The 23,042-nt window shown below is 52.8% G+C and carries 18 protein-coding genes and 1 pseudogene; 11 read left to right on the top strand and 8 right to left on the bottom strand.

The window, feature by feature from the left end; translation table 11 throughout:
* Window positions 1–9: 9 nt before the first annotated feature.
* Together HV041_RS16705 and rpsT are read right to left on the bottom strand one after the other, a co-directional pair.
* Window positions 10–1,383: an MFS transporter gene (locus HV041_RS16705; protein ID WP_121584173.1), complete on the bottom strand. Its 1,374-nt coding sequence runs from the start codon at window positions 1,381–1,383 to the stop codon at window positions 10–12.
* Between the two features lie 447 nt (window positions 1,384–1,830).
* Complete coding sequence (gene rpsT, locus HV041_RS16700) at window positions 1,831–2,094, bottom strand: 30S ribosomal protein S20 (protein ID WP_003018940.1); 264 nt, start codon at window positions 2,092–2,094, stop codon at window positions 1,831–1,833.
* 117 nt (window positions 2,095–2,211) lie between these two features.
* Here rpsT and HV041_RS25115 point away from each other — a divergent pair.
* From HV041_RS25115 to caiF, 11 genes and pseudogenes are all read left to right on the top strand, one after another.
* A pseudogene (locus HV041_RS25115) lies at window positions 2,212–2,415 on the top strand (DUF2575 domain-containing protein).
* 7 nt (window positions 2,416–2,422) lie between these two features.
* The gene (ribF, locus tag HV041_RS16695) at window positions 2,423–3,361 is read left to right on the top strand and encodes a bifunctional riboflavin kinase/FAD synthetase (protein ID WP_121584174.1); all 939 of its coding nucleotides are present in this window, start codon (window positions 2,423–2,425) and stop codon (window positions 3,359–3,361) included.
* A gap of 37 nt (window positions 3,362–3,398) precedes the next feature.
* On the top strand, window positions 3,399–6,215 hold the full coding sequence (ileS, locus tag HV041_RS16690) for an isoleucine--tRNA ligase (protein WP_121584175.1): 2,817 nt from the start codon (window positions 3,399–3,401) through the stop codon (window positions 6,213–6,215).
* Entirely contained in the window at window positions 6,215–6,712 is a 498-nt protein-coding gene (lspA, locus tag HV041_RS16685) for a signal peptidase II (protein ID WP_121584176.1), read from the top strand. The genes ileS and lspA overlap by 1 nt, the downstream gene beginning before the upstream one ends.
* A gap of 117 nt (window positions 6,713–6,829) precedes the next feature.
* Window positions 6,830–7,279, top strand: a complete 450-nt coding sequence (gene fkpB / locus HV041_RS16680; protein WP_003018929.1) for an FKBP-type peptidyl-prolyl cis-trans isomerase — start codon at window positions 6,830–6,832, stop codon at window positions 7,277–7,279.
* A gap of 1 nt (window position 7,280) precedes the next feature.
* Complete coding sequence (gene ispH, locus HV041_RS16675) at window positions 7,281–8,231, top strand: 4-hydroxy-3-methylbut-2-enyl diphosphate reductase (protein WP_003018925.1); 951 nt, start codon at window positions 7,281–7,283, stop codon at window positions 8,229–8,231.
* 65 nt (window positions 8,232–8,296) lie between these two features.
* A complete protein-coding gene (gene rihC, locus HV041_RS16670; RefSeq protein ID WP_165712596.1) occupies window positions 8,297–9,211 on the top strand; it encodes a ribonucleoside hydrolase RihC in 915 nt (304 codons plus the stop codon).
* A 173-nt stretch (window positions 9,212–9,384) separates the two neighbouring features.
* A complete protein-coding gene (gene dapB, locus HV041_RS16665) occupies window positions 9,385–10,206 on the top strand; it encodes a 4-hydroxy-tetrahydrodipicolinate reductase (RefSeq protein WP_182294246.1) in 822 nt (273 codons plus the stop codon).
* 454 nt (window positions 10,207–10,660) lie between these two features.
* Window positions 10,661–11,809 (top strand): glutamine-hydrolyzing carbamoyl-phosphate synthase small subunit, encoded by a 1,149-nt coding sequence (gene carA / locus HV041_RS16660; RefSeq protein WP_115643905.1) that lies wholly within the window; start codon window positions 10,661–10,663, stop codon window positions 11,807–11,809.
* Window positions 11,810–11,826: 17 nt separating this feature from the next.
* A complete protein-coding gene (gene carB / locus HV041_RS16655; RefSeq protein WP_048212736.1) occupies window positions 11,827–15,054 on the top strand; it encodes a carbamoyl-phosphate synthase large subunit in 3,228 nt (1,075 codons plus the stop codon).
* A 273-nt stretch (window positions 15,055–15,327) separates the two neighbouring features.
* Window positions 15,328–15,723 carry a carnitine metabolism transcriptional regulator CaiF gene (gene caiF / locus HV041_RS16650; RefSeq protein WP_003018912.1) on the top strand — a complete coding sequence of 132 codons (396 nt, stop codon included), beginning with the start codon at window positions 15,328–15,330 and terminating at the stop codon, window positions 15,721–15,723.
* A 75-nt stretch (window positions 15,724–15,798) separates the two neighbouring features.
* On the opposite strand, the gene caiE is transcribed toward caiF, so the two are convergent.
* From caiE to caiT, 6 genes are all read right to left on the bottom strand, one after another.
* Complete coding sequence (gene caiE / locus HV041_RS16645; RefSeq protein WP_060855456.1) at window positions 15,799–16,395, bottom strand: carnitine operon protein CaiE; 597 nt, start codon at window positions 16,393–16,395, stop codon at window positions 15,799–15,801.
* 6 nt (window positions 16,396–16,401) lie between these two features.
* On the bottom strand, window positions 16,402–17,187 hold the full coding sequence (gene caiD, locus HV041_RS16640) for a crotonobetainyl-CoA hydratase (RefSeq protein WP_060855457.1): 786 nt from the start codon (window positions 17,185–17,187) through the stop codon (window positions 16,402–16,404).
* Window positions 17,188–17,241: 54 nt separating this feature from the next.
* Window positions 17,242–18,795 carry a crotonobetaine/carnitine-CoA ligase gene (gene caiC, locus HV041_RS16635; RefSeq protein WP_121584178.1) on the bottom strand — a complete coding sequence of 518 codons (1,554 nt, stop codon included), beginning with the start codon at window positions 18,793–18,795 and terminating at the stop codon, window positions 17,242–17,244.
* A gap of 62 nt (window positions 18,796–18,857) precedes the next feature.
* Window positions 18,858–20,075: an L-carnitine CoA-transferase gene (caiB, locus tag HV041_RS16630; protein ID WP_048212732.1), complete on the bottom strand. Its 1,218-nt coding sequence runs from the start codon at window positions 20,073–20,075 to the stop codon at window positions 18,858–18,860.
* 111 nt (window positions 20,076–20,186) lie between these two features.
* Window positions 20,187–21,329, bottom strand: coding sequence for a crotonobetainyl-CoA dehydrogenase (gene caiA, locus HV041_RS16625; RefSeq protein ID WP_003018898.1), 1,143 nt, complete (start codon window positions 21,327–21,329; stop codon window positions 20,187–20,189).
* Window positions 21,330–21,363: 34 nt separating this feature from the next.
* Window positions 21,364–22,881, bottom strand: a complete 1,518-nt coding sequence (gene caiT, locus HV041_RS16620) for an L-carnitine/gamma-butyrobetaine antiporter (protein ID WP_048212731.1) — start codon at window positions 22,879–22,881, stop codon at window positions 21,364–21,366.
* Window positions 22,882–23,042 lie beyond the last annotated feature (161 nt).

The following is a 23,042-nucleotide window of genomic DNA, read 5'->3' as shown; positions in this document are numbered from 1 at the left end:
TTAAGAAAGTTATTGGGTGATGGTTTCCAGATCGTGGCGAATCGTCTCTTCCATTGCTTCGTACTTACGGAAGAAAAGTAGCGGGATCGCCGCGAGTGCGAAGAGCAGGGCGGGCGCCCAGATAAAGGCCCAGGTAATGCCTTCCAGGCCCGCAGCGCTTTGGGTCTGGTTCGGGACATAGCCAAAACTGTTCATGATCCAGGCGGCGAAAGCGGTACCCAGACCACTGCCCATCTTGATGCAGAAAGTACTGCCGAAGGCGATAAGAATGCCGGTGGCCTTGATGCCCGTTTTCCAGGCACCGAAGTCGACGGCAAAGCCCAACATGGCAAACGGTATTGAGCAGGCGATTCCGCTACCGATATTGCCGAGCACCCAGGCCGCGATGAGGAAAGGTATGTTGTCCGCCGCCAGCCACATCAAGACGCCGCCAAACGTGGCGACCAGCAAGCCGCCTACCCATATCCAGGTTTTAGCCAGGTATTTGCTAAAGAAAGGGATGGCGATGATAAACAGGATCTGAATCGTCGCCAGACTGTTAATCAGCGGAACCAGATCTTTGCGATCGAGGTTGTAGGTCAGATAATAAACAATGGTGGTGGACCGCTGTTGCAGGGCAATCCAGAAGATCAGATTGGCCAGCACCATCAGGATCCATGGCCAGTTACCTTTCATCGCCGTGAAACTTTTTTTCATCGGCAGTTTGGGTTCTTGCTGTATTTTATCCGCATCCATTTCGCGGATATTTTTAAAGGCGAAAAGCGTTAGCGAACAGGATATCGCAGCAAACAGAATCGCCGTATAAATAAATCCGGCATGATCATTTCCGTTACCTAAAAATGCAACCAGGGGTAATGCTGTGGCATTCATTAATAAAACCCCGATTTGTCCTCCGGTCATTCTCCAGGAATTTAATACCAGCCGTTCCTTAGGGGACAGGGTCATCAGAGGTAATATTGCACTGAGCGGTGTATTAAGTCCGGTAAATAAAATGCTGGCAATCATATAGGATATTGCTGCATATATGGCTTTTCCTGTCATGCTGATATCTGGAGACCAAAATGACAGCGCGCTGAATACACCAAAAGGCAGCGGCAGCCATAAAAACCAGGGACGACATTTACCGTAACGTGAACGTGTTTTATCGATAATGATCCCCCAGATTGGGGCATCTATACCATCTACGATACGCGCCAGTAGCAGGATGACACCTGCTACGGCGAGACTTATACCCGCAACGTCAGTGTAGAAATATAAGATGTAGGTTGAACCGAAACAGTACAGCAGATTACCTGCCACATCCAAAGAGCCGTAGCTAATACGCTGTAGTAAAGATAATGATGCTGACCCGCAAGACTGGGTATCCTCAATAACAGAACTCATAATAATAACTCCGATATTGGTGCGATACGCCCAGAAAAACAGCTTTTACTTTCTAAGCAGTAGGGTAGTTGTTATTTTTTATCTAAAAAATTAAACCTTTGGAGAGAAATAGTGGTTAATTGGTTTGGTGAAAAATAGTTAACACGGGCATTGTGATCAATTATCAAATCTTACATCAGGATTGCGTTTATTCGTTTTTGGGGGAGTAATTATGTCATTTGCTATGACGGTCACAATTTGATTAGCAATGAAATTAAAAAAATTAAACAGTGAAAGAAAATGACTTTCATGTGCCCGGTAAGGCGGCTGGCTGAAAAGAGAAGCGGCCCAGAGGAGTACGAACAAGGTCAGTGGATGACGGTTGCCTTCGAAGCTGGTTGTACAAACGACAGGCATAAAAAAACCCGCTTGCGCGGGTTTTTTCACAAAGCGACAACAGACAGGCGATTAAGCCAGTTTGTTGATCTGTGCAGTCAGGTTTGCTTTATGACGCGCAGCTTTGTTTTTGTGGATCAGACCTTTAGCAGCCTGACGGTCCACGATTGGTTGCATTTCGTTAAATGCTTTCAGTGCAGTAGCTTTGTCGCCAGCTTCGATAGCTGCGTATACTTTCTTGATGAAAGTACGCATCATAGAGCGACGGCTAGCGTTGTGCTTGCGGGCCTTTTCAGACTGAACGGCGCGCTTCTTAGCTGATTTGATATTAGCCAAGGTCCAACTCCCAAATGTGTTCTATATGGACAATTCAAAGGCCGAGGAATATGCCCTTTTAGCCTTCTTTTGTCAATGGATTTGTGCAAATAAGCGCCGTTTAAATTCCAGCACTCGTTGCGTAGTGATGGCGCAGGATTCTACCAGCTTGCGTGGCGTGAATACAGCTTTTCCACGAGAAAAATTGCATTGGTGTGCCCGTGAAGGGCGTCAATTTGTTTCATAACAATGAAAACCATCCTCTTTCTGTTTCGTAGAAACAATCGCCGGTTAACCTTGACCGCGGTACAGGGTATACTTTCACGATTTTCACTGTTTTGAGCCAGACATGAAGCTGATACGAGGCATACATAATCTCAGCCAGGCCCCGCATGGGTGTGTGCTGACTATTGGTAATTTCGACGGTGTGCACCGTGGCCACCGTGCGTTGCTGCAAGGCTTACGGGAAGAAGGGCGCAAACGCAATTTACCGGTGGTGGTAATGATTTTCGAGCCACAGCCGCTGGAACTGTTTGCGACGGATAAGTCGCCTGCGCGCCTTACCCGCCTGCGGGAAAAACTGCGTTATCTGGCCGAATGCGGTGTGGACTACGTGCTGTGCGTGCGTTTTGACAGGCGTTTCGCCGCATTAACGGCGCAGACCTTCATCAGCGACCTGCTGGTGAAGCGCCTTGGTGTACAATTTCTTGCCGTTGGTGATGATTTCCGCTTTGGCGCTAGCCGTGCGGGCGATTTCTTGTTATTACAGGAAGCGGGCGCTGAGTATGGTTTTGATATCACCAGCACCCAAACCTTCTGCGAAGGCGGTGTGCGCATTAGCAGCACCGCGGTACGTCAGGCGCTGGCAGAAGATAACCTGCAACTGGCCGAAAGCCTGCTTGGGCATCCTTTTACTATCTCAGGACGTGTCGTTCATGGTGATGAATTAGGGCGCACCATCGGTTTTCCGACGGCAAACTTACCGCTGCGTCGCCAGGTTTCTCCGGTGAAAGGGGTTTATGCAGTTGAAGTGATGGGACTGGGTGACAAACTTTTACCCGGCGTCGCCAACATCGGCACCCGGCCGACGGTAGCAGGCGTACGCCAGCAGTTGGAAGTGCATCTTTTGGACGTTGTAATGGACCTGTATGGTCGCCATATAGATGTAGTACTGCGTAAAAAAATACGCAGCGAACAGCGATTTGCTTCGCTGGATGAACTAAAAGCGCAGATTGCGCGTGATGAGTTGACTGCCCGTGAATTTTTTGGGCTAACAAAACCGGCTTAATGCCTATACGAGTTTTAAATACGGAACCGAGAATCTGATGAGTGACTATAAATCAACCCTGAATTTGCCGGAAACAGGGTTCCCGATGCGCGGCGATCTCGCCAAGCGCGAACCGGGAATGCTGGCGCGTTGGACTGATGATGACCTGTACGGCATCATTCGTGCGGCCAAAAAAGGCAAAAAAACCTTCATTCTGCATGATGGCCCTCCTTATGCGAATGGCAGCATTCATATTGGTCACTCGGTTAACAAGATTCTGAAAGACATTATCGTGAAGTCCAAAGGACTCACGGGCTATGACTCGCCGTACGTTCCGGGCTGGGACTGCCACGGTCTGCCGATCGAGCTGAAAGTAGAGCAGGAATACGGCAAGCCGGGCGAGAAGTTCACCGCTGCTGAGTTCCGCGCCAAGTGCCGTGAATACGCAGCGACCCAGGTTGATGGTCAGCGTAAAGACTTTATCCGTCTTGGCGTACTGGGCGACTGGTCGCATCCGTACCTGACCATGGACTTCAAAACTGAAGCCAACATCATTCGTGCACTGGGTAAAATCATCGGCAACGGTCACCTGCACAAAGGTGCGAAGCCGGTACACTGGTGCGTTGACTGCCGTTCCGCGCTGGCGGAAGCGGAAGTTGAGTATTATGACAAAACCTCCCCGTCCATCGACGTGGCGTTCCACGCTGCCGATCAGGATGCGGTGAAAGCGAAATTTGGCGTTTCTGACGTCAACGGCCCGATCTCGCTGGTTATCTGGACCACTACCCCGTGGACGTTACCGGCGAACCGCGCAATCTCTCTGGCACCTGATTTTGACTATGCGTTGGTGCAGATTGACGGCCAGGCTGTGATTCTGGCGAAAGATCTGGTTGAAAGCGTCATGCAGCGTATTGGCGCGGCTGAATACACCATTCTCGGCACCGTTAAAGGCGCTGAGCTGGAGCTGCTGCGCTTTACCCATCCGTTTATGGGCTTTGACGTGCCGGCTATCCTTGGCGATCACGTTACGCTGGACGCGGGTACCGGTGCGGTCCATACCGCTGGCGGTCACGGTCCGGATGACTACGTCATCAGCCAGAAATACGGTCTGGAAATCGCTAACCCGGTTGGCCCGGACGGCGCATACCTGGCGGGTACCTATCCGGATCTGGACGGTGTGAATGTCTTTAAAGCCAACGACAAAATCGTTGCGCTGCTGAGCGAAAAAGGCGCGCTGCTGCACGTTGAGAAGATGCAGCACAGCTATCCATGCTGCTGGCGTCACAAGTCACCGATCATCTTCCGTGCGACCCCGCAGTGGTTCGTCAGCATGGATCAGAAAGGCCTGCGCGCGCAGTCGCTGAAAGAGATCAAAGGCGTACAGTGGATCCCGGACTGGGGCCAGGCGCGTATTGAATCGATGGTTGCCAACCGTCCTGACTGGTGTATCTCCCGTCAGCGTACGTGGGGTGTGCCGATGTCTCTGTTTGTTCACAAAGACACCGAAGAGCTGCATCCGCGCGCTATCGAACTGATGGAAGAAGTGGCTAAACGCGTTGAAGTTGACGGCATCCAGGCGTGGTGGGATCTCGATCCGAAAGATATCCTCGGCGACGAAGCTGACCAGTATGTCAAAGTCCCGGATACGCTGGACGTGTGGTTCGACTCCGGTTCAACCCACTCATCCGTCGTGGATGTGCGTCCTGAGTTTGCGGGCCATGCGGCAGATATGTATCTGGAAGGTTCTGACCAGCACCGTGGCTGGTTCATGTCTTCTTTGATGATCTCCACCGCCATGAAAGGCAAAGCACCTTATCGCCAGGTACTGACCCACGGTTTCACCGTTGATGGTCAGGGCCGTAAGATGTCCAAATCTATCGGTAACACCGTTTCTCCGCAGGACGTGATGAACAAACTGGGCGCGGATATTCTGCGTCTGTGGGTTGCTTCTACCGACTATACTGGCGAAATGGCTGTTTCTGACGAAATCCTGAAACGTGCTGCCGACAGCTATCGTCGTATCCGTAACACCGCGCGCTTCCTGCTGGCGAACTTGAACGGGTTCGATCCGGTTAAAGACATGGTGAAACCGGAAGAGATGGTGGTGCTGGATCGTTGGGCAGTAGGTTGTGCGCAAGCGGCGCAGGACGAAATCCTGAAAGCCTATGAAGCTTATGACTTCCACGAAGTGGTACAGCGCCTGATGCGCTTCTGCTCCGTAGAAATGGGTTCGTTCTACCTCGACATCATCAAAGACCGTCAGTACACCGCGAAAGCGGACAGCGTGGCGCGTCGTAGCTGCCAGACTGCTCTGTTCCATATTGCAGAAGCGCTGGTTCGTTGGATGGCGCCGATCATGTCCTTCACCGCCGATGAAATCTGGGGCTACCTGCCGGGCGATCGTGAGAAGTACGTCTTTACCGGTGAATGGTACGAAGGTCTGTTTGGCTTAGGCGAAACCGAAGCGATGAACGATGCCTACTGGGACGAGCTGCTGAAAGTGCGTGGCGAAGTGAACAAGGTTATCGAGCAGGCGCGTGCGGATAAGAAAGTCGGCGGTTCTCTGGAAGCGGCAGTGACCCTGTACGCTGAACCTGAGCTGGCGGCGAAACTGACCGCGCTGGGCGAAGAGTTGCGCTTTGTTCTGCTGACCTCCGGCGCGACGGTTGCAGATTTTGCAGCGGCTCCAACTGATGCTCAGCAGAGCGAACTGCTCAAAGGTCTGAAAATTGTACTGAGCAAAGCCGAAGGTGATAAATGTCCGCGCTGCTGGCATTACACTACCGACGTCGGCCAGGTGGCGGAACATGCAGATATCTGCGGACGCTGTGTCAGCAACATCGCCGGTGATGGCGAACAACGTAAGTTTGCCTGATGAGTAAACCTCTTTGTTCAACAGGACTACGCTGGCTGTGGCTGGTGGTAGTCGTGCTGATTATCGATTTGGGCAGCAAGTACCTGATCCTCCAGAATTTTGCTCTGGGGGATACGGTGTCGCTGTTCCCGTCGCTTAATCTGCACTATGCGCGTAACTATGGCGCGGCGTTTAGCTTCTTAGCTGACAGCGGTGGCTGGCAACGTTGGTTCTTTGCCGGTATCGCGATCGGTATTTGCGTCATTCTGATGGTGATGATGTATCGCTCGAAGGCGACGCAGAAGCTGAATAACATCGCGTATGCGTTAATCATTGGCGGTGCGCTGGGCAACCTGTTTGATCGCCTGTGGCACGGTTTCGTGGTTGATATGATTGACTTTTACGTCGGTGAGTGGCATTTCGCGACATTTAACCTTGCTGATACGGCAATCTGTATCGGTGCGGCGTTGATTGTGCTGGAAGGCTTCTTACCGTCGAAAGAGCAAAAAAACGCATAAAAAAATACCGGATGGCGCTATGCTAATCCGGTCTACAATTTATCGCGATCCTTGTAGGCCCGGTAAGCGTAGCGCCTCCGGGCAAACAGGCGGCAGCAATTTTAAAGAGCAACCTGCATGTCTAAATCAGTACAGAGTAACAGTGCGGTGCTGGTGCACTTCACCCTAAAGCTCGACGATGGCTCCACCGCAGAGTCAACCCGCAATAACGGCAAGCCTGCGCTGTTTCGCCTGGGCGACGGTTCTCTGTCTGAAGGACTGGAGCAACACCTGCTGGGGCTAAAAGAAGGCGATAAAACCACCTTTGCTCTGGAGCCGGATGCCGCCTTTGGCGTATCAAGTCCGGACTTAATTCAGTATTTCTCGCGTCGGGAATTTATGGACGCGGGCGAGCCAGAAATTGGCGCTATCATGCTCTTTACCGCAATGGACGGCAGTGAGATGCCAGGTGTTATCCGCGAAATCAACGGTGACTCGATCACGGTTGATTTCAACCATCCGCTGGCTGGGCATACCGTTCATTTTGATATTGAAGTGCTGGAAGTCGAACCGGCACTGGAGGCGTAAAATGCAGATCCTGTTGGCCAACCCGCGCGGTTTTTGCGCTGGCGTAGACCGCGCTATCAGCATTGTCGAAAACGCGCTGGCTATTTACGGCGCGCCGATTTATGTCCGTCATGAAGTGGTGCATAACCGTTATGTGGTGGATAGCCTGCGCGAGCGCGGGGCTATTTTTATCGAGCAAATCAGTGAAGTGCCGGACGGTGCGATCCTGATCTTCTCTGCCCACGGCGTGTCTCAGGCGGTGCGTAACGAAGCCAAAGGCCGCGACCTCACGGTTTTTGATGCAACCTGCCCGCTGGTGACCAAAGTACATATGGAAGTCGCCCGCGCCAGCCGCCGTGGGGAAGAGTCGATTCTGATTGGTCACGCCGGTCACCCGGAAGTCGAAGGCACGATGGGCCAGTACAGCAACCCGCAAGGGGGAATGTACCTGGTTGAATCACCAGATGATGTGCTGAAACTGAATGTGAAAAATGAAGGCAAATTATCCTTCATGACGCAGACCACGCTCTCCGTTGACGACACTTCTGACGTTATTGATGCTCTGCGTCAACGCTTCCCGAAAATTGTCGGGCCGCGCAAAGATGATATCTGTTATGCCACCACCAACCGTCAGGAAGCGGTTCGCGCGCTGGCGGAGCAGGCCGATGTGGTGCTGGTGGTCGGCTCGAAAAACTCCTCTAACTCCAACCGTCTGGCTGAACTGGCACAGCGAATGGGGAAAGCGGCGTATTTGATTGACGATGCGACCGACATCCAGGAAGCGTGGGTGAAAGAGGCGAAGTGCGTAGGCGTGACGGCCGGAGCCTCGGCGCCGGATATCCTGGTGCAAAACGTGATTGCTCGCCTGCAGGAACTTGGCGGTGGGGAAGCTATTCCGCTGGAAGGCCGCGAAGAGAACATCGTTTTCGAAGTGCCGAAAGAGCTGCGTGTGGATGTTCGTGAAGTAGAGTAAGTCTTTCCGGTTACGATTATGAGAAGATGCCAGACTTAACGTCTGGCATTTTTTATGGAGAAACCATGCGCTTACCGATCATTCTTGATACCGATCCCGGCATTGATGATGCCGCCGCCATTGCCGCCGCGCTGTTTGCCCCTGAGCTGGATCTGCAACTGATGACCACTGTCGCAGGCAATGTGTCGGTGGAAAAAACCACCCGTAATGCGTTGCAACTGCTGCACTTCTGGAATGCGGATGTTCCACTGGCGCAGGGAGCATCGATGCCGCTGGTGCGACCGCTGCGTGATGCCGCTTCCGTGCATGGTGAGTCCGGTATGGAAGGGTATGAATTTGTCGAGCACGACCGCCAGGCGATGGCAAAACCCGCATTCCAGGCGATTCGCGATGCGCTGATGCATGCCCCGCAGCCCGTGACGCTGGTGGCAATTGGCCCTCTGACAAATATTGCGCTGCTGCTGACCCATTATCCTGAATGCGTATTTAACATTAAGCGCCTGGTGATTATGGGGGGCTCTGCCGGGCGCGGGAACTTCACACCCAACGCCGAGTTTAATATTGCTATCGATCCCGAGGCTGCCGCGAAAGTCTTCCAGAGCGGGCTGGAGATTGTAATGTGCGGGCTGGACGTGACCAACCAGGCGATGCTTGCGCCGGAGTATCTGGCGACGTTACCTCAGCTTAACCAGACGGGAAAAATGCTGCATGCGCTGTTCAGTCACTACCGTAGCGGTAGCATGAATACGGGGCTGCGAATGCACGATCTCTGTGCGATTGCCTGGCTGGTGCGCCCGGATCTCTTTACGCTCAAGCGCTGTTTTGTCGCCGTTGAAACGCAGGGGAAATATACCTCTGGCACAACGGTAGTAGATATCGAAGGGCGGCTGGGGCAACCCGCTAATGCCCAGGTGGCACTGGGGCTGAATGTCGAGGGGTTCCAGCAGTGGGTGGCGCACGTTCTGGCACTGGCCCCCTGATTTCCGCGTTATATAACGATATGACGCTGCTTATTCCGTGGCGTCATGCCTTTTACTGATATCTTTCCCTGTTTATCATTAAATTCTAATTATCGACGTTTTCGGCTGGCGGCGCAGCGATACGCTGGTTAATCTGAAAACGATTTACGTAAAATTAACAAAAGAGAATAGCTATGCATGATGCACAAATCCGCGTTGCCATCGCGGGAGCCGGTGGACGCATGGGGCGTCAGTTGATTCAGGCCACTCTTGGCATGGATGGCGTACAGCTTGGCGCGGCGCTGGAGCGCGAAGGCTCTTCCTTACTGGGAAGCGATGCCGGAGAGTTAGCCGGAGCCGGGAAAACGGGCGTTACGGTACAAAGTAGCCTTGAAGCGGTGAAAGATGATTTCGATGTTTTCATCGATTTTACCCGCCCGGAAGGCACGCTGGCGCATCTGGCGTTTTGCCGCCAGCATGGGAAAGGGATGGTAATTGGCACCACCGGCTTTGATGAGGCGGGAAAACAGGCTATTCGCGATGCCGCGCAGGATATTGGCATCGTCTTCGCCGCTAACTTTAGCGTCGGCGTCAACGTCATGCTGAAGCTGCTGGAGAAAGCGGCGAAAGTGATGGGTGATTACACCGATATAGAGATTATTGAAGCGCATCACCGCCACAAAGTGGATGCGCCGTCAGGCACTGCGCTGGCGATGGGCGAGGCGATTGCCGGGGCGCTGGATAAAGATCTGAAAGACTGCGCAGTCTATTCCCGTGAGGGTTACACCGGCGAGCGCGTACCGGGAACGATCGGCTTTGCCACGGTGCGGGCGGGGGATATCGTTGGTGAGCATACCGCGATGTTTGCTGATATTGGCGAGCGTATTGAGATCACGCATAAAGCCTCCAGCCGCATGACCTTTGCCAATGGCGCAGTGCGTTCGGCAATTTGGCTAAAATCAAAGCCAAATGGTCTTTTTGATATGCGAGATGTGCTTTATTTACGCAATTTGTAAGGTTTTTTACCCTTCGTGATGTGGTTATTGTAGTCATAATTATTTGATTACATGGGGCAATATTTTATTGCCCTTTATTTTATCTATTTCAAGTTTATTTTGAATTTAATGTCTTATTTTTATAAGTTTTATTGTCTTTTTGTGTTGGTTAAATGTAAATTTTGACCATTTGGTCTACTTTTTGTCTCTTGTTTCTGAGATTTAATACTCTTCCTGCCCCGCAAGCGTTTTCCACTCTAAGTTAGTTGATCTTTTTGGTGCCTGGAGGCGGGTTAATTCGTCAATGGCGCAAAATAATAATAAAAATTACCCTTTTGGGTAGACTTTTACGTGGGCTATCTCTAGAATGCCGCCGTTTGCCAGAAATCCATAGGTAAGCAAATTTGCATTGATTCATGATGTGTTAATGAATTAATATGCAAATAAAGTGAGTGAATATTCTCTGGAGGGTGTTTTGATTAAGTCAGCGCTATTGGTTCTGGAAGACGGAACCCAGTTTCACGGTCGGGCCATAGGGGCAACAGGTTCGGCGGTTGGGGAAGTCGTTTTCAATACTTCAATGACCGGTTATCAAGAAATCCTCACTGATCCTTCCTATTCCCGCCAAATCGTCACTCTTACTTATCCTCATATCGGTAATGTCGGCACCAATGAAGCCGATGCAGAATCTTCACAGGTACATGCGCAAGGCCTGGTCATCCGCGACCTGCCGCTGATTGCCAGCAACTTCCGCGATACCGAAGACCTCTCTTCTTACCTGAAGCGCCATAACATTGTGGCGATTGCTGATATCGATACCCGTAAGCTGACGCGTTTGCTGCGTGAAAAGGGTGCACAGAACGGCTGCATCATCGCGGGTGATAACCCGGATGCGGCGCTGGCATTGGAAAAAGCAAAAGCTTTCCCTGGCCTGAACGGTATGGACCTGGCGAAAGAAGTCACCACTGCGGAGCCGTATAGCTGGACGCAAGGTAGCTGGACGCTGGCCGGTGACCTGCCGGAAGCCAAATCTACCGATGAACTGCCGTTCCACGTTGTGGCGTACGATTTCGGTGCTAAACGTAACATTCTGCGTATGTTAGCGGACCGCGGCTGCCGCCTGACGGTTGTACCGGCGAAAACCTCAGCAGAAGACGTTCTGAAGATGAATCCGGACGGTATCTTCCTGTCCAACGGCCCTGGCGACCCGGCGCCGTGCGACTACGCGATTACCGCGATTCAGAAATTCCTCGAAACCGATATTCCGGTATTTGGTATCTGCCTCGGCCATCAACTGCTGGCGCTGGCGAGCGGTGCGAAGACCATTAAGATGAAGTTCGGCCACCACGGCGGCAACCATCCGGTAAAAGATATTGATAACAACACCGTGATGATCACCGCGCAGAACCACGGTTTTGCGGTCGATGAAGCGACGCTTCCGGCGAACCTGCGCGTGACGCATAAATCCCTGTTCGACCACACGCTGCAAGGCATTCATCGTACTGATAAGCCAGCCTTTAGCTTCCAGGGGCACCCGGAAGCGAGCCCCGGTCCGCACGATGCCGCACCGCTGTTCGACCACTTTATCGAGTTAATTGAGCAATACCGTCAGTCCGCGAAATAATCAGGAGTAAAAGAGCCATGCCAAAACGTACAGACATAAAAAGTATCCTGATTCTGGGCGCGGGTCCGATTGTTATCGGTCAGGCGTGTGAGTTTGACTATTCCGGCGCGCAGGCGTGTAAAGCCCTGCGTGAAGAGGGTTACCGCGTTATTCTGGTGAACTCCAACCCGGCAACCATCATGACCGACCCGGAAATGGCCGATGCCACCTACATCGAGCCGATTCACTGGGAAGTAGTACGCAAAATTATTGAGAAAGAACGCCCGGACGCGGTGCTGCCAACCATGGGCGGCCAGACCGCGCTGAACTGTGCGCTGGAACTGGAACGCCAGGGCGTACTGGCTGAGTTCGGCGTGACCATGATTGGCGCGACGGCGGATGCTATTGATAAAGCGGAAGACCGTCGTCGCTTCGACATCGCGATGAAGAAGATTGGTCTCGACACCGCGCGTTCAGGCATCGCTCACACCATGGAAGAAGCGCTGGCGGTTGCCGCTGACGTTGGCTTCCCGTGCATTATCCGTCCTAGCTTCACCATGGGCGGCACCGGTGGCGGTATCGCCTACAACCGCGAAGAGTTCGAAGAAATCTGCGAACGCGGTCTGGACCTTTCCCCAACCAACGAGCTGCTGATTGATGAATCGCTGATTGGCTGGAAAGAGTACGAGATGGAAGTGGTGCGTGATAAAAACGACAACTGCATCATCGTCTGCTCCATCGAAAACTTCGATGCGATGGGCATCCATACCGGTGACTCCATCACCGTAGCACCTGCCCAGACGCTGACTGATAAAGAATATCAAATCATGCGTAACGCCTCGATGGCGGTACTGCGTGAAATCGGCGTGGAAACCGGCGGTTCTAACGTCCAGTTTGCGGTAAACCCGAAAAACGGTCGTCTGATTGTCATCGAGATGAACCCGCGCGTATCCCGCTCCTCGGCGCTGGCATCCAAAGCTACCGGCTTCCCGATTGCGAAAGTCGCCGCCAAACTGGCTGTTGGATATACCCTCGACGAACTGATGAACGACATCACCGGCGGCCGTACTCCGGCTTCGTTTGAGCCGTCCATCGACTACGTTGTGACCAAGATTCCACGCTTCAACTTCGAGAAATTCGCCGGTGCTAACGACCGTCTGACCACGCAGATGAAATCTGTCGGCGAAGTGATGGCGATTGGCCGTACCCAGCAGGAATCGCTGCAGAAAGCGCTGCGCGGTCTGGAAGTCGGCGCGACCGGCTTCGACCCGAAAGTCAGCCTGGACGACCCTGAAGCGCTGACCAAAATTCGCCGCGAGCTGAAAGACGCGGGCGCTGAGCGTATCTGGTATATCGCCGATGCCTTCCGTGCTGGCCTGTCCGTCGACGGCGTGTTCAACCTGACCAACATCGACCGCTGGTTCCTGGTACAAATTGAAGAACTGGTGCGCCTGGAAGAAAAAGTAGCCGACCTTGGCATCAACGGCCTCGACGCTGACTTCCTGCGCGTACTGAAGCGTAAAGGTTTCGCTGATGCGCGTCTGGCGAAACTGGCCGGCGTTCGCGAAGCGGAAATCCGCAAGCTGCGCGACCAGTACAACCTGCACCCGGTCTATAAGCGCGTGGATACCTGCGCGGCAGAATTTGCCACCGACACTGCTTACATGTACTCCACTTATGAAGATGAGTGTGAAGCAAATCCGTCCGTCGATCGTGATAAAATCATGGTGTTGGGCGGCGGTCCAAACCGTATCGGCCAGGGTATCGAATTTGACTACTGCTGCGTACACGCCTCGCTGGCGCTGCGCGAAGACGGCTATGAAACCATCATGGTCAACTGTAACCCGGAAACCGTCTCTACCGACTACGACACCTCCGACCGTCTGTACTTCGAGCCGGTAACGCTGGAAGACGTGCTGGAAATCGTGCGCATCGAGAAGCCGAAAGGCGTTATCGTGCAGTACGGCGGTCAGACTCCGCTGAAGCTGGCGCGCGCGCTGGAAGCCGCAGGCGTGCCGGTAATCGGTACCAGCCCGGATGCCATCGACCGTGCGGAAGACCGTGAGCGCTTCCAGCACGCGGTTGACCGTCTGAAGCTGAAACAACCGGCGAACGCTACCGTAACGGCCATTGAACAGGCTGTTGAAAAGGCAAAAGAGATTGGTTACCCGCTGGTGGTACGTCCGTCCTACGTTCTCGGCGGTCGCGCGATGGAAATTGTCTATGACGAAGCCGACCTGCGTCGCTACTTCCAGACTGCGGTCAGCGTTTCTAACGATGCGCCGGTACTGCTGGACCGTTTCCTTGATGATGCAGTTGAAGTGGACGTGGACGCTATCTGCGACGGCGAAATGGTGCTGATTGGCGGCATTATGGAGCACATCGAACAGGCGGGCGTACACTCCGGTGACTCCGCATGTTCTCTGCCTGCGTACACGCTGAGCCAGGAAATTCAGGATGTAATGCGCCAGCAGGTGCAGAAACTGGCCTTCGAACTGCAGGTTCGCGGTCTGATGAACGTCCAGTTTGCGGTGAAGAATAACGAAGTTTACCTGATTGAAGTGAACCCGCGTGCGGCACGTACCGTTCCATTCGTCTCCAAAGCAACGGGTGTTGCGCTTGCAAAAGTCGCGGCGCGCGTAATGGTCGGAAAAACGCTGGCACAGCAGGGCGTCACCAAAGAAGTTATCCCGCCGTACTACTCGGTAAAAGAAGTGGTGCTGCCGTTCAACAAGTTCCCGGGCGTTGACCCGCTGTTAGGGCCGGAAATGCGCTCTACCGGGGAAGTGATGGGCGTGGGGCGTACCTTCGCAGAAGCGTTCGCTAAGGCACAGCTGGGCAGCAGCTCCACCATGAAAAAACAGGGTCGTGCGCTGCTCTCCGTTCGCGAAGGCGATAAAGAGCGCGTGGTTGACCTGGCGGCGAAACTGCTGAAGTTTGGTTTTGAGCTGGATGCAACGCACGGCACGGCGATTGTGCTGGGCGAAGCGGGTATCAATCCACGTCTGGTGAACAAGGTGCATGAAGGGCGTCCGCACATTCAGGACCGTATCAAGAATGGCGAGTACACTTACATCATCAACACCACCGAAGGTCGCCAGGCGATTGAAGACTCCAAGCTGATTCGCCGCAGCGCGCTGCAGTACAAAGTGCATTATGACACTACCCTGAACGGCGGTTTCGCGACGGCGATGGCGCTGAATGCCGATGCCACTGAGAAGGTGACCTCTGTGCAGGAAATGCACGCACAGATCAAAAAGTCATAAAAAATAGGTTCGGTGATAATTGCGTTAACCTGACCTGCAATATAATCTCGAAAGGGTTTCTGTAAAGAAACCCTTTTTTAAATTCGTGTAAGGTCATTCCTGGCCAAATGCACTTTCATAACCACATTTTCAATGTAATAAGCACGATATAGCTCACACTAATCAACATTCAAGTCGCATACTATCCTTTATATCCACAATTTTAATATGGCTTAGTTTTTATTAATTTGGACAGGCCGTAGCCAGATTTTTAATTTGTGAAATGGTGTGCTTATGTGTGAAAAATATGTTGAAAGACCGCTTTATTTGTTAATTGCTGACTGGATGATGGCTGAGGATCGTTGGATCACCGCAAAGGAAATTTCCCGCCATTTTGATATTGAGCACTGCAAAGCAATTAATACTCTCTCTTATATTCTGTCGGAAGTGGGAGAAATTGTTTGTGAAGTTAAGATGATCCCTAATCAGATTGCAGGCCGGGGCTGCCAGTGCCAGCGTCTGGTAAAAGTCATCAGTATTGATTCTCACCTCTACAACCGATTGAGCCACAATTTGCAGGAAAAAAAGGTGAGTGTGGCGAAAACGCCGCGGCTGTCTGCCGTTCCCCCAACAGAGCTCAACCGTGAGCAGAAATGGCAGATGATGCTCTCCAAGAGTATGCGTCGCTAATTGTCAGTTGCCTGATGGCGGTATAAACGGTGGTTGACGCGTAGGCCGGATAAGCGTGAGCGCATCCGGCATCAATTACTGTGCTGATTTGGGTTTTACGTCCGTCGTGCCTTTCAGGCGCGGCCGGTTTTTTTCGACCCGCGTTAATGGCTGCGTCTCGTGTAGGCTTGTTTGGCAGCGGGTTGCAAGGTCCTGATACTCTTTGGTGTTTAACCGTTTCCAGTGCAGTTCCTGAACCGTGACTTCACGCAATACGCGAGCAGGTGAACCGACCAGCAGTTGCCTGGCCTCCCCCTGAAAGCCGGCTTTGACAAAGCTCATGGCGGCGACAATGCTCTCTTCACCAATCACTGCGCCGTCCATAATGACGCTGTTCATGCCGATCAGCGCATCTCTGCCCACCACGCAACCGTGCAGGATTGCGCCATGGCCGATATGCCCATTCTCATGCACGATGGTGTCAGTGTCGCAATAACCGTGCATGATGCAGCCATCCTGCAAGTTAGAACCTGCCTCCAGAATCAGGCGACCATAGTCACCGCGCAGTGAGGCATGTGGGCCGACGTAGACGCCAGCCCCCACGATCACATCACCAATCAACACGGCGCTGGGATGAACATACGCCTCTGGATGCACTACCGGAATCAGGCCTTCAAAGGCGTAATAGCTCATCGGTTATCAGCGTCCTTTCCACACCGGATCGCGTTTTTCGGCAAATGCCTGCGGTCCTTCAAGCGCATCTTCGGAGTGCAGCACTGACGGATAGTGCTTCAGTACACCACTGCGGATGTAGCGGTAGCCTTCTTCCACCGGCATTTCGCTGGTCGCGCGGTAAATCTCTTTCAGTGCGGCAATAGCGAGCGGGGCGCTATTCACCAGCTGCTGCGCCAGTTCGCGCGCGCTATCCATCAGTTCGCTCTGGCTGACAACGCGGTTGACGATACCCCAACGCAGCGCTTCTTCGGCGCTCATTCGTCTGCCGGTCATCACCATTTCGTTGACGATAGCCGGTGGCAGTAGCTTCGGCAGACGCAGAACGCCGCCGCTGTCAGGTACGATCCCGAGCTTGGCTTCCGGTAGCGCGAAGCTGGCATTTTCCGCGCAGATGATAAAATCCGCCGCCAGCGCCAATTCAAAACCACCGCCAAACGCATAGCCGTTTACCGCAGCGATGACCGGTTTATCGAGGTCGAAAATTTCGGTTAAACCGGCAAAGCCGCCTGGGCCAAAATCGGCATCCGGCGCTTCACCTTCAGCTGCCGCTTTTAAGTCCCAGCCCGCAGAAAAGAATTTCTCACCGCCGCCGGTGATTATCGCTACGCGTAATTCCGGGTCATCACGAAAATGAAGAAACGCTTCACCCATGGCAAAGCTGGTTTTGGCATCAATGGCATTGGCTTTAGGCCGGTCGAGGGTAATTTCCAGAATCGGGCCGTTACGGGTCAGATGTAATGATTCACTCATAGTTCATCTCCAGATAAATAGATTTCCCGGCAGGAGGAATTCCTACCGGGAGGGTTATTTCAGATTTTTTTTGATTATTTTTCCTGAACAATTGCGCGGCAGGTCGGTTCTTATCTCCATAAACGAGGGAACCTTGAATTTCGCCATATTGTTTTCGCAGAAGCTGAAGAACTCGGCTTCGCTTAATGTTTCACCTTCATTAAGGACGATAAACGCTTTAATGGCTTCATCACGGATTGAATCTTTAATACCGACAACCACAATGTCCTGAATTTTCGGATGCGCAGAAATAATATTTTCCAGCTCGACGCAGGAGACATTTTCTCCGCCGCGTTTAATCATGTTGCAGCGTCTGTCGACGAAATAAAAATAGCCATCCGCATCCTGATAGCCCGAATCTCCGGTATGTAACCAGCCTTCAGGTTCCAGCGCTTTGGCGGTAGCCTCCGGCTGGGCATAGTACTCTTTGAAGATTGTTTTGCCCGGCACGCCTTTAATACAGATTTCGCCAATTTCTCCGGCGGGCAGGGGACGGTTGCGATCGTCACGGATTTCGGCTTCATAGCTAAAACCCACGCGGCCAATGGAGGGCCAACGCCGTTTGTCTCCGGGGCGATCGCCAATAATGCCGACGATGGTTTCGGTCATACCGTAGGAGGTCAGCAGCCTGACGCCAAAGCGTTCGGTAAAGGCGTCTTTTTCCTGTGCGGATAAATTGAGATAGAACATTACTTCGCGCAGGTGATGCTGTCTGTCGGTTGGCGCGGCAGGTTGTACCATCAGCGTTCTGATCATCATCGGAATGCATTCGGTAACCGTCACCTTATATCTATGCACCTGATTCCAGAACGCCCTGGCACTGTACTTCTCTAGCAGCACAAAGGTGCTGCCAGCGGAGAATGCGGGCATTGCGGCGGTACACTGACAGTCGATATGAAAAGCGGGCATCACCGTCATGTAGACGTCATCATCGCGCAGAGCGATTTGCCAGGAAGTGTAGTAGCCGGCAAATCGCAGGTTGTAGTGGGTAATCACCACCCCTTTAGGCCGTGAGGTGGTGCCAGAGGTAAACAGAATTTCCGCCGTATCGTCAGTGGATAACGCAGGTGTATAGCACAGCGTGGCGGACTGGCGGGATTGCAGTTGGGTAAAGTGGCTCACGCCGTCCTCAACCGGAAGCTGTTCGCCAATCAGACAGATATGATTAAGCGGTGTGGTATTTTCCAGCCGTATCTGGCGGTACATAGGATAAAACTGGGCGCTGGTGACCAGCAGGCTTACCTGGCTGTTTTGCAGGATCCAGGCGCTTTCTTCGCCCAGCAAGCGGGCATTAATCGGCACCATAATGGCGCCAATTTTTGCCAGCCCAAACCAGCAAAAAATGAATTCCGGACAGTTATCCAGATGCAATGCGACCTTATCGCCCTTGCGGATCCCTAAAGAATGGAACAGGTTTGCCGTGCGGTTAATCTCTTCATTGAGCGAGGCATAGCTAAATTGCCGAACGTTTCCTTCGCAGGATTCGAAAATTAACGCCGTTTTATCTCCGTACACCCCGGCCAGGTCGTCCCACATCAGACGTAAGTTTTGTCCGCCAACGATATCCATATTGCTTTATCCACTGAAATCAGGCGTGAGCGCTAACCCACTCGCGGGTCAGCGCGTCGCGTTTATTCCTCAACTCTGGCCAGGCCTTTGCCGACCAGCTCATTTATGTCTGCTTCGCTATATCCAATATTTTTCAGAATGGCGGCGGTATCCATGCCGTGTGACGGCATGCCACGCCAGATTTTCCCTGGGTTGTTTTTAAATTTCGGCATGATATTCGGTCCTTTGCAGGTGCGACCATCCATCGTTTGCCACTGAGTAATCGATTCACGGGCAACGTACTGCGGGTTGCCTTCCAGTTCCGGAATGGTCAGCACCTTCGCGCAGGCGATATTCAGCTCAGCAAAGCGCGCCTGGACTTCGGCGATGGTGTGCGTTGCCAGCCACGCGTCCAGTTTCTCTTCCACGAGCGGGCCGTAAGGGCATTCCACGCGATGGATAAGCTGGGTACCTTCCGGGACTTCCGGTGTGCCAAGAATGTGGGCGAGGCCAATATCTTTGAAGCACTCGTTGATTTGCGTGATGCCGACCAGCTCCATGACGATGTAACCATCGGCGCATTTATACAGGCCGCAGCCAGCGTAATACGGGTCTTTGCCTTTGGTCATGCGTGGGCAAATTTCGCCGCCGTTAAAGTAATCCATCATGAAATACTGGCCCATGCGCAACATCACCTCGTACATGGCGATATCAATGCTTTCACCTTTGCCCGTTTCGCGTACTTTGTGCAGGGCAGCCAGCGCCGCTGTCGTTGCGGTCATCCCGGAGAAGTAATCGGCGGTGTACGGGAAGGCAGGCATCGGCTGATCAACGTCACCGTTTTGAATCAGATAGCCGCTGAACGCCTGCGCGATGGTGTTGTAAGCCGGAAGATTGGTGTACTCCTCGGTACCAAACTGGCCGAAGCCGGAAAGGTGGGCGATAACCAGTTTCGGGTTATGTTCCCACAGCACTTCATCGGTAATGCCGCGACGGGCAAAGGCCGGGCCTTTACTGGCTTCAATGAAGATATCGGTGGTTTCCATCAGCTTCAGAAACGCTTCCCGACCTTCATCTTTGAAAATATTGAGCGACAGGGCGTGCAGGTTACGACGTGAGAGCTGCGGATAGTTAGGCTGTACGCGGATGGTATCGGCCCACGCAACGTTTTCAATCCAGATAACCTCAGCCCCCCATTCGGCGAACATCTGTCCGGCGAACGGACCGGCAATCTCGATCCCTGAAAAGACAACTCGTACCCCGGCAAGTGGGCCAAAGGTTGGCATTGGTAAGTGATCCATAATTTTGCTCCTGGCATTTTTTTGCGGTATGTATGCCGGATAAGCACAGCGCCATCCGGCATAATTGCCTGATGGCGACGCGAGCGTCTTATCAGGCCTACAAGGGGTCGATTAACGGTATTGCTTGAGTACCGCACGACCCAACGTCAGGATCTGCATTTCGTCAGAACCACCAGAAACACGGTCAACGCGCAGGTCACGCCAGAAGCGCGTGATGCGATGGTTACCCGCGATACCCACGCCACCCAGCACCTGCATGGCGGTGTCTACCACTTCAAATGCCGCGTTGGCGCAGAAGTATTTGCACATGGCCGCGTCGCCCGAGGTAATAGTGCCGTTATCTGCTTTCCATGCGGCTTCCAGCAGCATGTTTTTCATGGAGTTCAGTTTGATCGCCATGTGCGCGAACTTCTCCTGAATCAGCTGGAAACGGCCGATCGTTTCGCCAAACTGTACGCGTTGGTTGGCGTAGCGCGCGGCGTCTTCAAACGCGCACATTGCCGTACCGTAGTTGGTCAGCGCGACGAGGAAGCGTTCATGGTCAAACTCTTCTTTCACGCGATTGAAACCGTTACCTTCCCGACCGAACATGTCTTTCTCGTCCAGCTCAACGTCGTCAAAGGTGATTTCACAGCAGCTATCCATACGCAGACCGAGTTTCTCCAGTTTGTTGACCTTGATACCCGCTTTGCTCATGTCAACGAACCACTCGGTATAAACAGGTTTATCCGGCGATGCGCCATCTCTCGCCATCACCACGATGTACGGGGTATAGGCGCTACTGGTGATAAAGCACTTACTGCCATTAAGATAAACCTTACCATTTTTGCGTGTATAAGTGGTTTTCAGACTGCCAACATCCGATCCCGCTCCCGGTTCGGTGATGGCAGAGTTCCACATCTGCTTACCGGTTCCCTGGAACGCCATGATTTTATCGATTTGTTCCTGAGTCCCTTCACGCAGGAAGGTATTAAAACCACCCGGTAACTGGTACAGCACATAGGTTGGCGCGCCCAGGCGGCCGAGTTCCATCCAGACGGCGGCCACGGTGACAAAACCCGCTTCCAGTCCACCGTGTTCTTCCGGAATCAACAGGCTATCAATGCCCATATCCGCCAGCGCTTTCACAAAACGCTCAGGGTAGACGCTGTCGCGATCGCACTCGGCAAAATAAGCTTCCCAGTTCTCACTGGCCATCAGTTCACGAATACCGGCGACAAACAGCTCCTGCTCGTCATTTAAGTTGAAATCCATCTTTCAGCCTCTTGATCAATTGGGTTAATAAGAATTACTTGTCTTTCCAGTGCACTTTGGCGTCTTTAATAAAGGACAGCGTCACCATGATGTTGACGAAGAACAGCGGACATCCTCCGGCGATAATTGCGGTCTGAATGGGCTTCAGCCCACCCAGCGCCAGCAGAACGATGCCGATGACGCCGACCAGAACGGACCAACCGATACGCACCAACAGCGGCGGTTCTTCACCATCACGAACTTCGCGACAGGTGGACATCGCCAGGGTGTAGGAGCAGGCGTTAATTAGCGTGACGGTGGCAATAAAGCAGAGGATAAAGAATCCCCACATGGTGGCGGTGCTGAATGGCAAGGCGGCCCAGGTTTCGATAATGGCGCGCGCCACGCCGTGTTGTTCAATCAGCTGTGGGATGTTGAGAATGTTTTTATCCATCAGCAGCAGGGTATTGCTGCCAAGGACGGTCCACAGGATCCAGGTCGAAGCTGTAAGGCCCAGTACCATCCCGAAGCACAGTTCACGTACGGTACGACCACGAGAAATACGCGCCAGGAAGATACTCATCTGGATGGCGTAAATGACCCACCATGCCCAGTAGAAAACAGTCCAGCCCTGCGGGAAGCCGCCTTTGCCGATGGCATCGGTATAGAACAGCATGCGCGGCAGATACATCAGCAGCATGCCGACCGAGTCGGTGAAGTAGTTCATGATGAAGCTGGCGCCGCTGACAATAAACACCCAGCCCAGCATCAGGAAGCTCAGGTAGCTACGCACGTCGCTGGCGATCCTGACCCCTTTTTGCAGGCCGCAGGCTACGCAAATGGCGTTCAGAATGATCCAGCAGGTAATGATGATGGCATCTAATTGCAGCGTATGCGGAATACCGAACAGCCATTGCATACACTCGGTTACCAGCGGCGTCGCCAGACCGAGGCTGGTACCCATCGCAAAAATCAGCGCCACCAGGTAGAAGTTATCAACGATGGTGCCGAACAGCCCTTTCGCATGCTTTTCGCCCACTAACGGTACCAGCGTGGAGCTGGGACGGATCACATCCATCTTGCGCACAAAGAAGAAGTAGGCGAAGGCAACGGAGAGGAAGCTGTAGGTTGCCCACGGCAACGGCCCCCAGTGGAACAGGCTGTATGCCAGGCCTATCTCTTTCGCGCCGGTGGAATTGGGCGCCAGGGCGAACGGCGGGGTAGAGATATAGTAGTAGATCTCGATAGAGCCCCAGAACAGCACCGCGGCGGATGTACAGGAGGCGAACATCATAAAGATCCAGCTGGCGGTACTAAACTCCGGTTTTTCGTCGCCTAATTTCTTTTTGGCATACGGGCCAAAAACCAACCAGAACCAGCCGCCTAGCATGACGACCATATACCATTCAAATGCCCAGCCCCAGACATTGGTGACATAACTGAATACCGCATTAATAACGACGTTAGCGGCATCGAGATCTCTTACTGTTAGCCAACAAAGTATTCCAACTATTATTAATGGCGGAAAAAAAACCTTCGGTTCAATTCCCGATTTTCTCTTTTCATTTTTCATAAGTGAATTCCAGTGTGAAAACGAAATTTATTTAGCGTGCCCGTGCGTGATCGTTTGTTTATTTATTATTAATGATTTGTTGTTAACTTTTAACCTCTGGGAGCGCCTCAGTGAGTAACTCATAATGAGTATTCATTTCGGGTGGTTCTGTTATCTGTGTC

This window comes from Citrobacter sp. RHBSTW-00029 (genome assembly GCF_014104295.1).
Lineage (GTDB): Bacteria > Pseudomonadota > Gammaproteobacteria > Enterobacterales > Enterobacteriaceae > Citrobacter > Citrobacter youngae.
The sequence above is the reverse complement of the archived record's forward strand: the minus strand, read 5'-3'. Positions and strand labels throughout refer to the sequence as shown.

What these genes read in the sequence shown, in the direction of transcription:
- HV041_RS16705 (WP_121584173.1), bottom strand. Translation starts at nt 1,383, where the DNA reads ATGAGTTCTGTTATTGAGGATACCCAGTCTTGCGGGTCAGCATCATTA.
- ribF (WP_121584174.1), top strand. Translation starts at nt 2,423, where the DNA reads ATGAAGCTGATACGAGGCATACATAATCTCAGCCAGGCCCCGCATGGG.
- ileS (WP_121584175.1), top strand. Translation starts at nt 3,399, where the DNA reads ATGAGTGACTATAAATCAACCCTGAATTTGCCGGAAACAGGGTTCCCG.
- lspA (WP_121584176.1), top strand. Translation starts at nt 6,215, where the DNA reads ATGAGTAAACCTCTTTGTTCAACAGGACTACGCTGGCTGTGGCTGGTG.
- fkpB (WP_003018929.1), top strand. Translation starts at nt 6,830, where the DNA reads ATGTCTAAATCAGTACAGAGTAACAGTGCGGTGCTGGTGCACTTCACC.
- ispH (WP_003018925.1), top strand. Translation starts at nt 7,281, where the DNA reads ATGCAGATCCTGTTGGCCAACCCGCGCGGTTTTTGCGCTGGCGTAGAC.
- rihC (WP_165712596.1), top strand. Translation starts at nt 8,297, where the DNA reads ATGCGCTTACCGATCATTCTTGATACCGATCCCGGCATTGATGATGCC.
- dapB (WP_182294246.1), top strand. Translation starts at nt 9,385, where the DNA reads ATGCATGATGCACAAATCCGCGTTGCCATCGCGGGAGCCGGTGGACGC.
- carB (WP_048212736.1), top strand. Translation starts at nt 11,827, where the DNA reads ATGCCAAAACGTACAGACATAAAAAGTATCCTGATTCTGGGCGCGGGT.
- caiF (WP_003018912.1), top strand. Translation starts at nt 15,328, where the DNA reads ATGTGTGAAAAATATGTTGAAAGACCGCTTTATTTGTTAATTGCTGAC.
- caiE (WP_060855456.1), bottom strand. Translation starts at nt 16,395, where the DNA reads ATGAGCTATTACGCCTTTGAAGGCCTGATTCCGGTAGTGCATCCAGAG.
- caiD (WP_060855457.1), bottom strand. Translation starts at nt 17,187, where the DNA reads ATGAGTGAATCATTACATCTGACCCGTAACGGCCCGATTCTGGAAATT.
- caiC (WP_121584178.1), bottom strand. Translation starts at nt 18,795, where the DNA reads ATGGATATCGTTGGCGGACAAAACTTACGTCTGATGTGGGACGACCTG.
- caiB (WP_048212732.1), bottom strand. Translation starts at nt 20,075, where the DNA reads ATGGATCACTTACCAATGCCAACCTTTGGCCCACTTGCCGGGGTACGA.
- caiA (WP_003018898.1), bottom strand. Translation starts at nt 21,329, where the DNA reads ATGGATTTCAACTTAAATGACGAGCAGGAGCTGTTTGTCGCCGGTATT.
- caiT (WP_048212731.1), bottom strand. Translation starts at nt 22,881, where the DNA reads ATGAAAAATGAAAAGAGAAAATCGGGAATTGAACCGAAGGTTTTTTTT.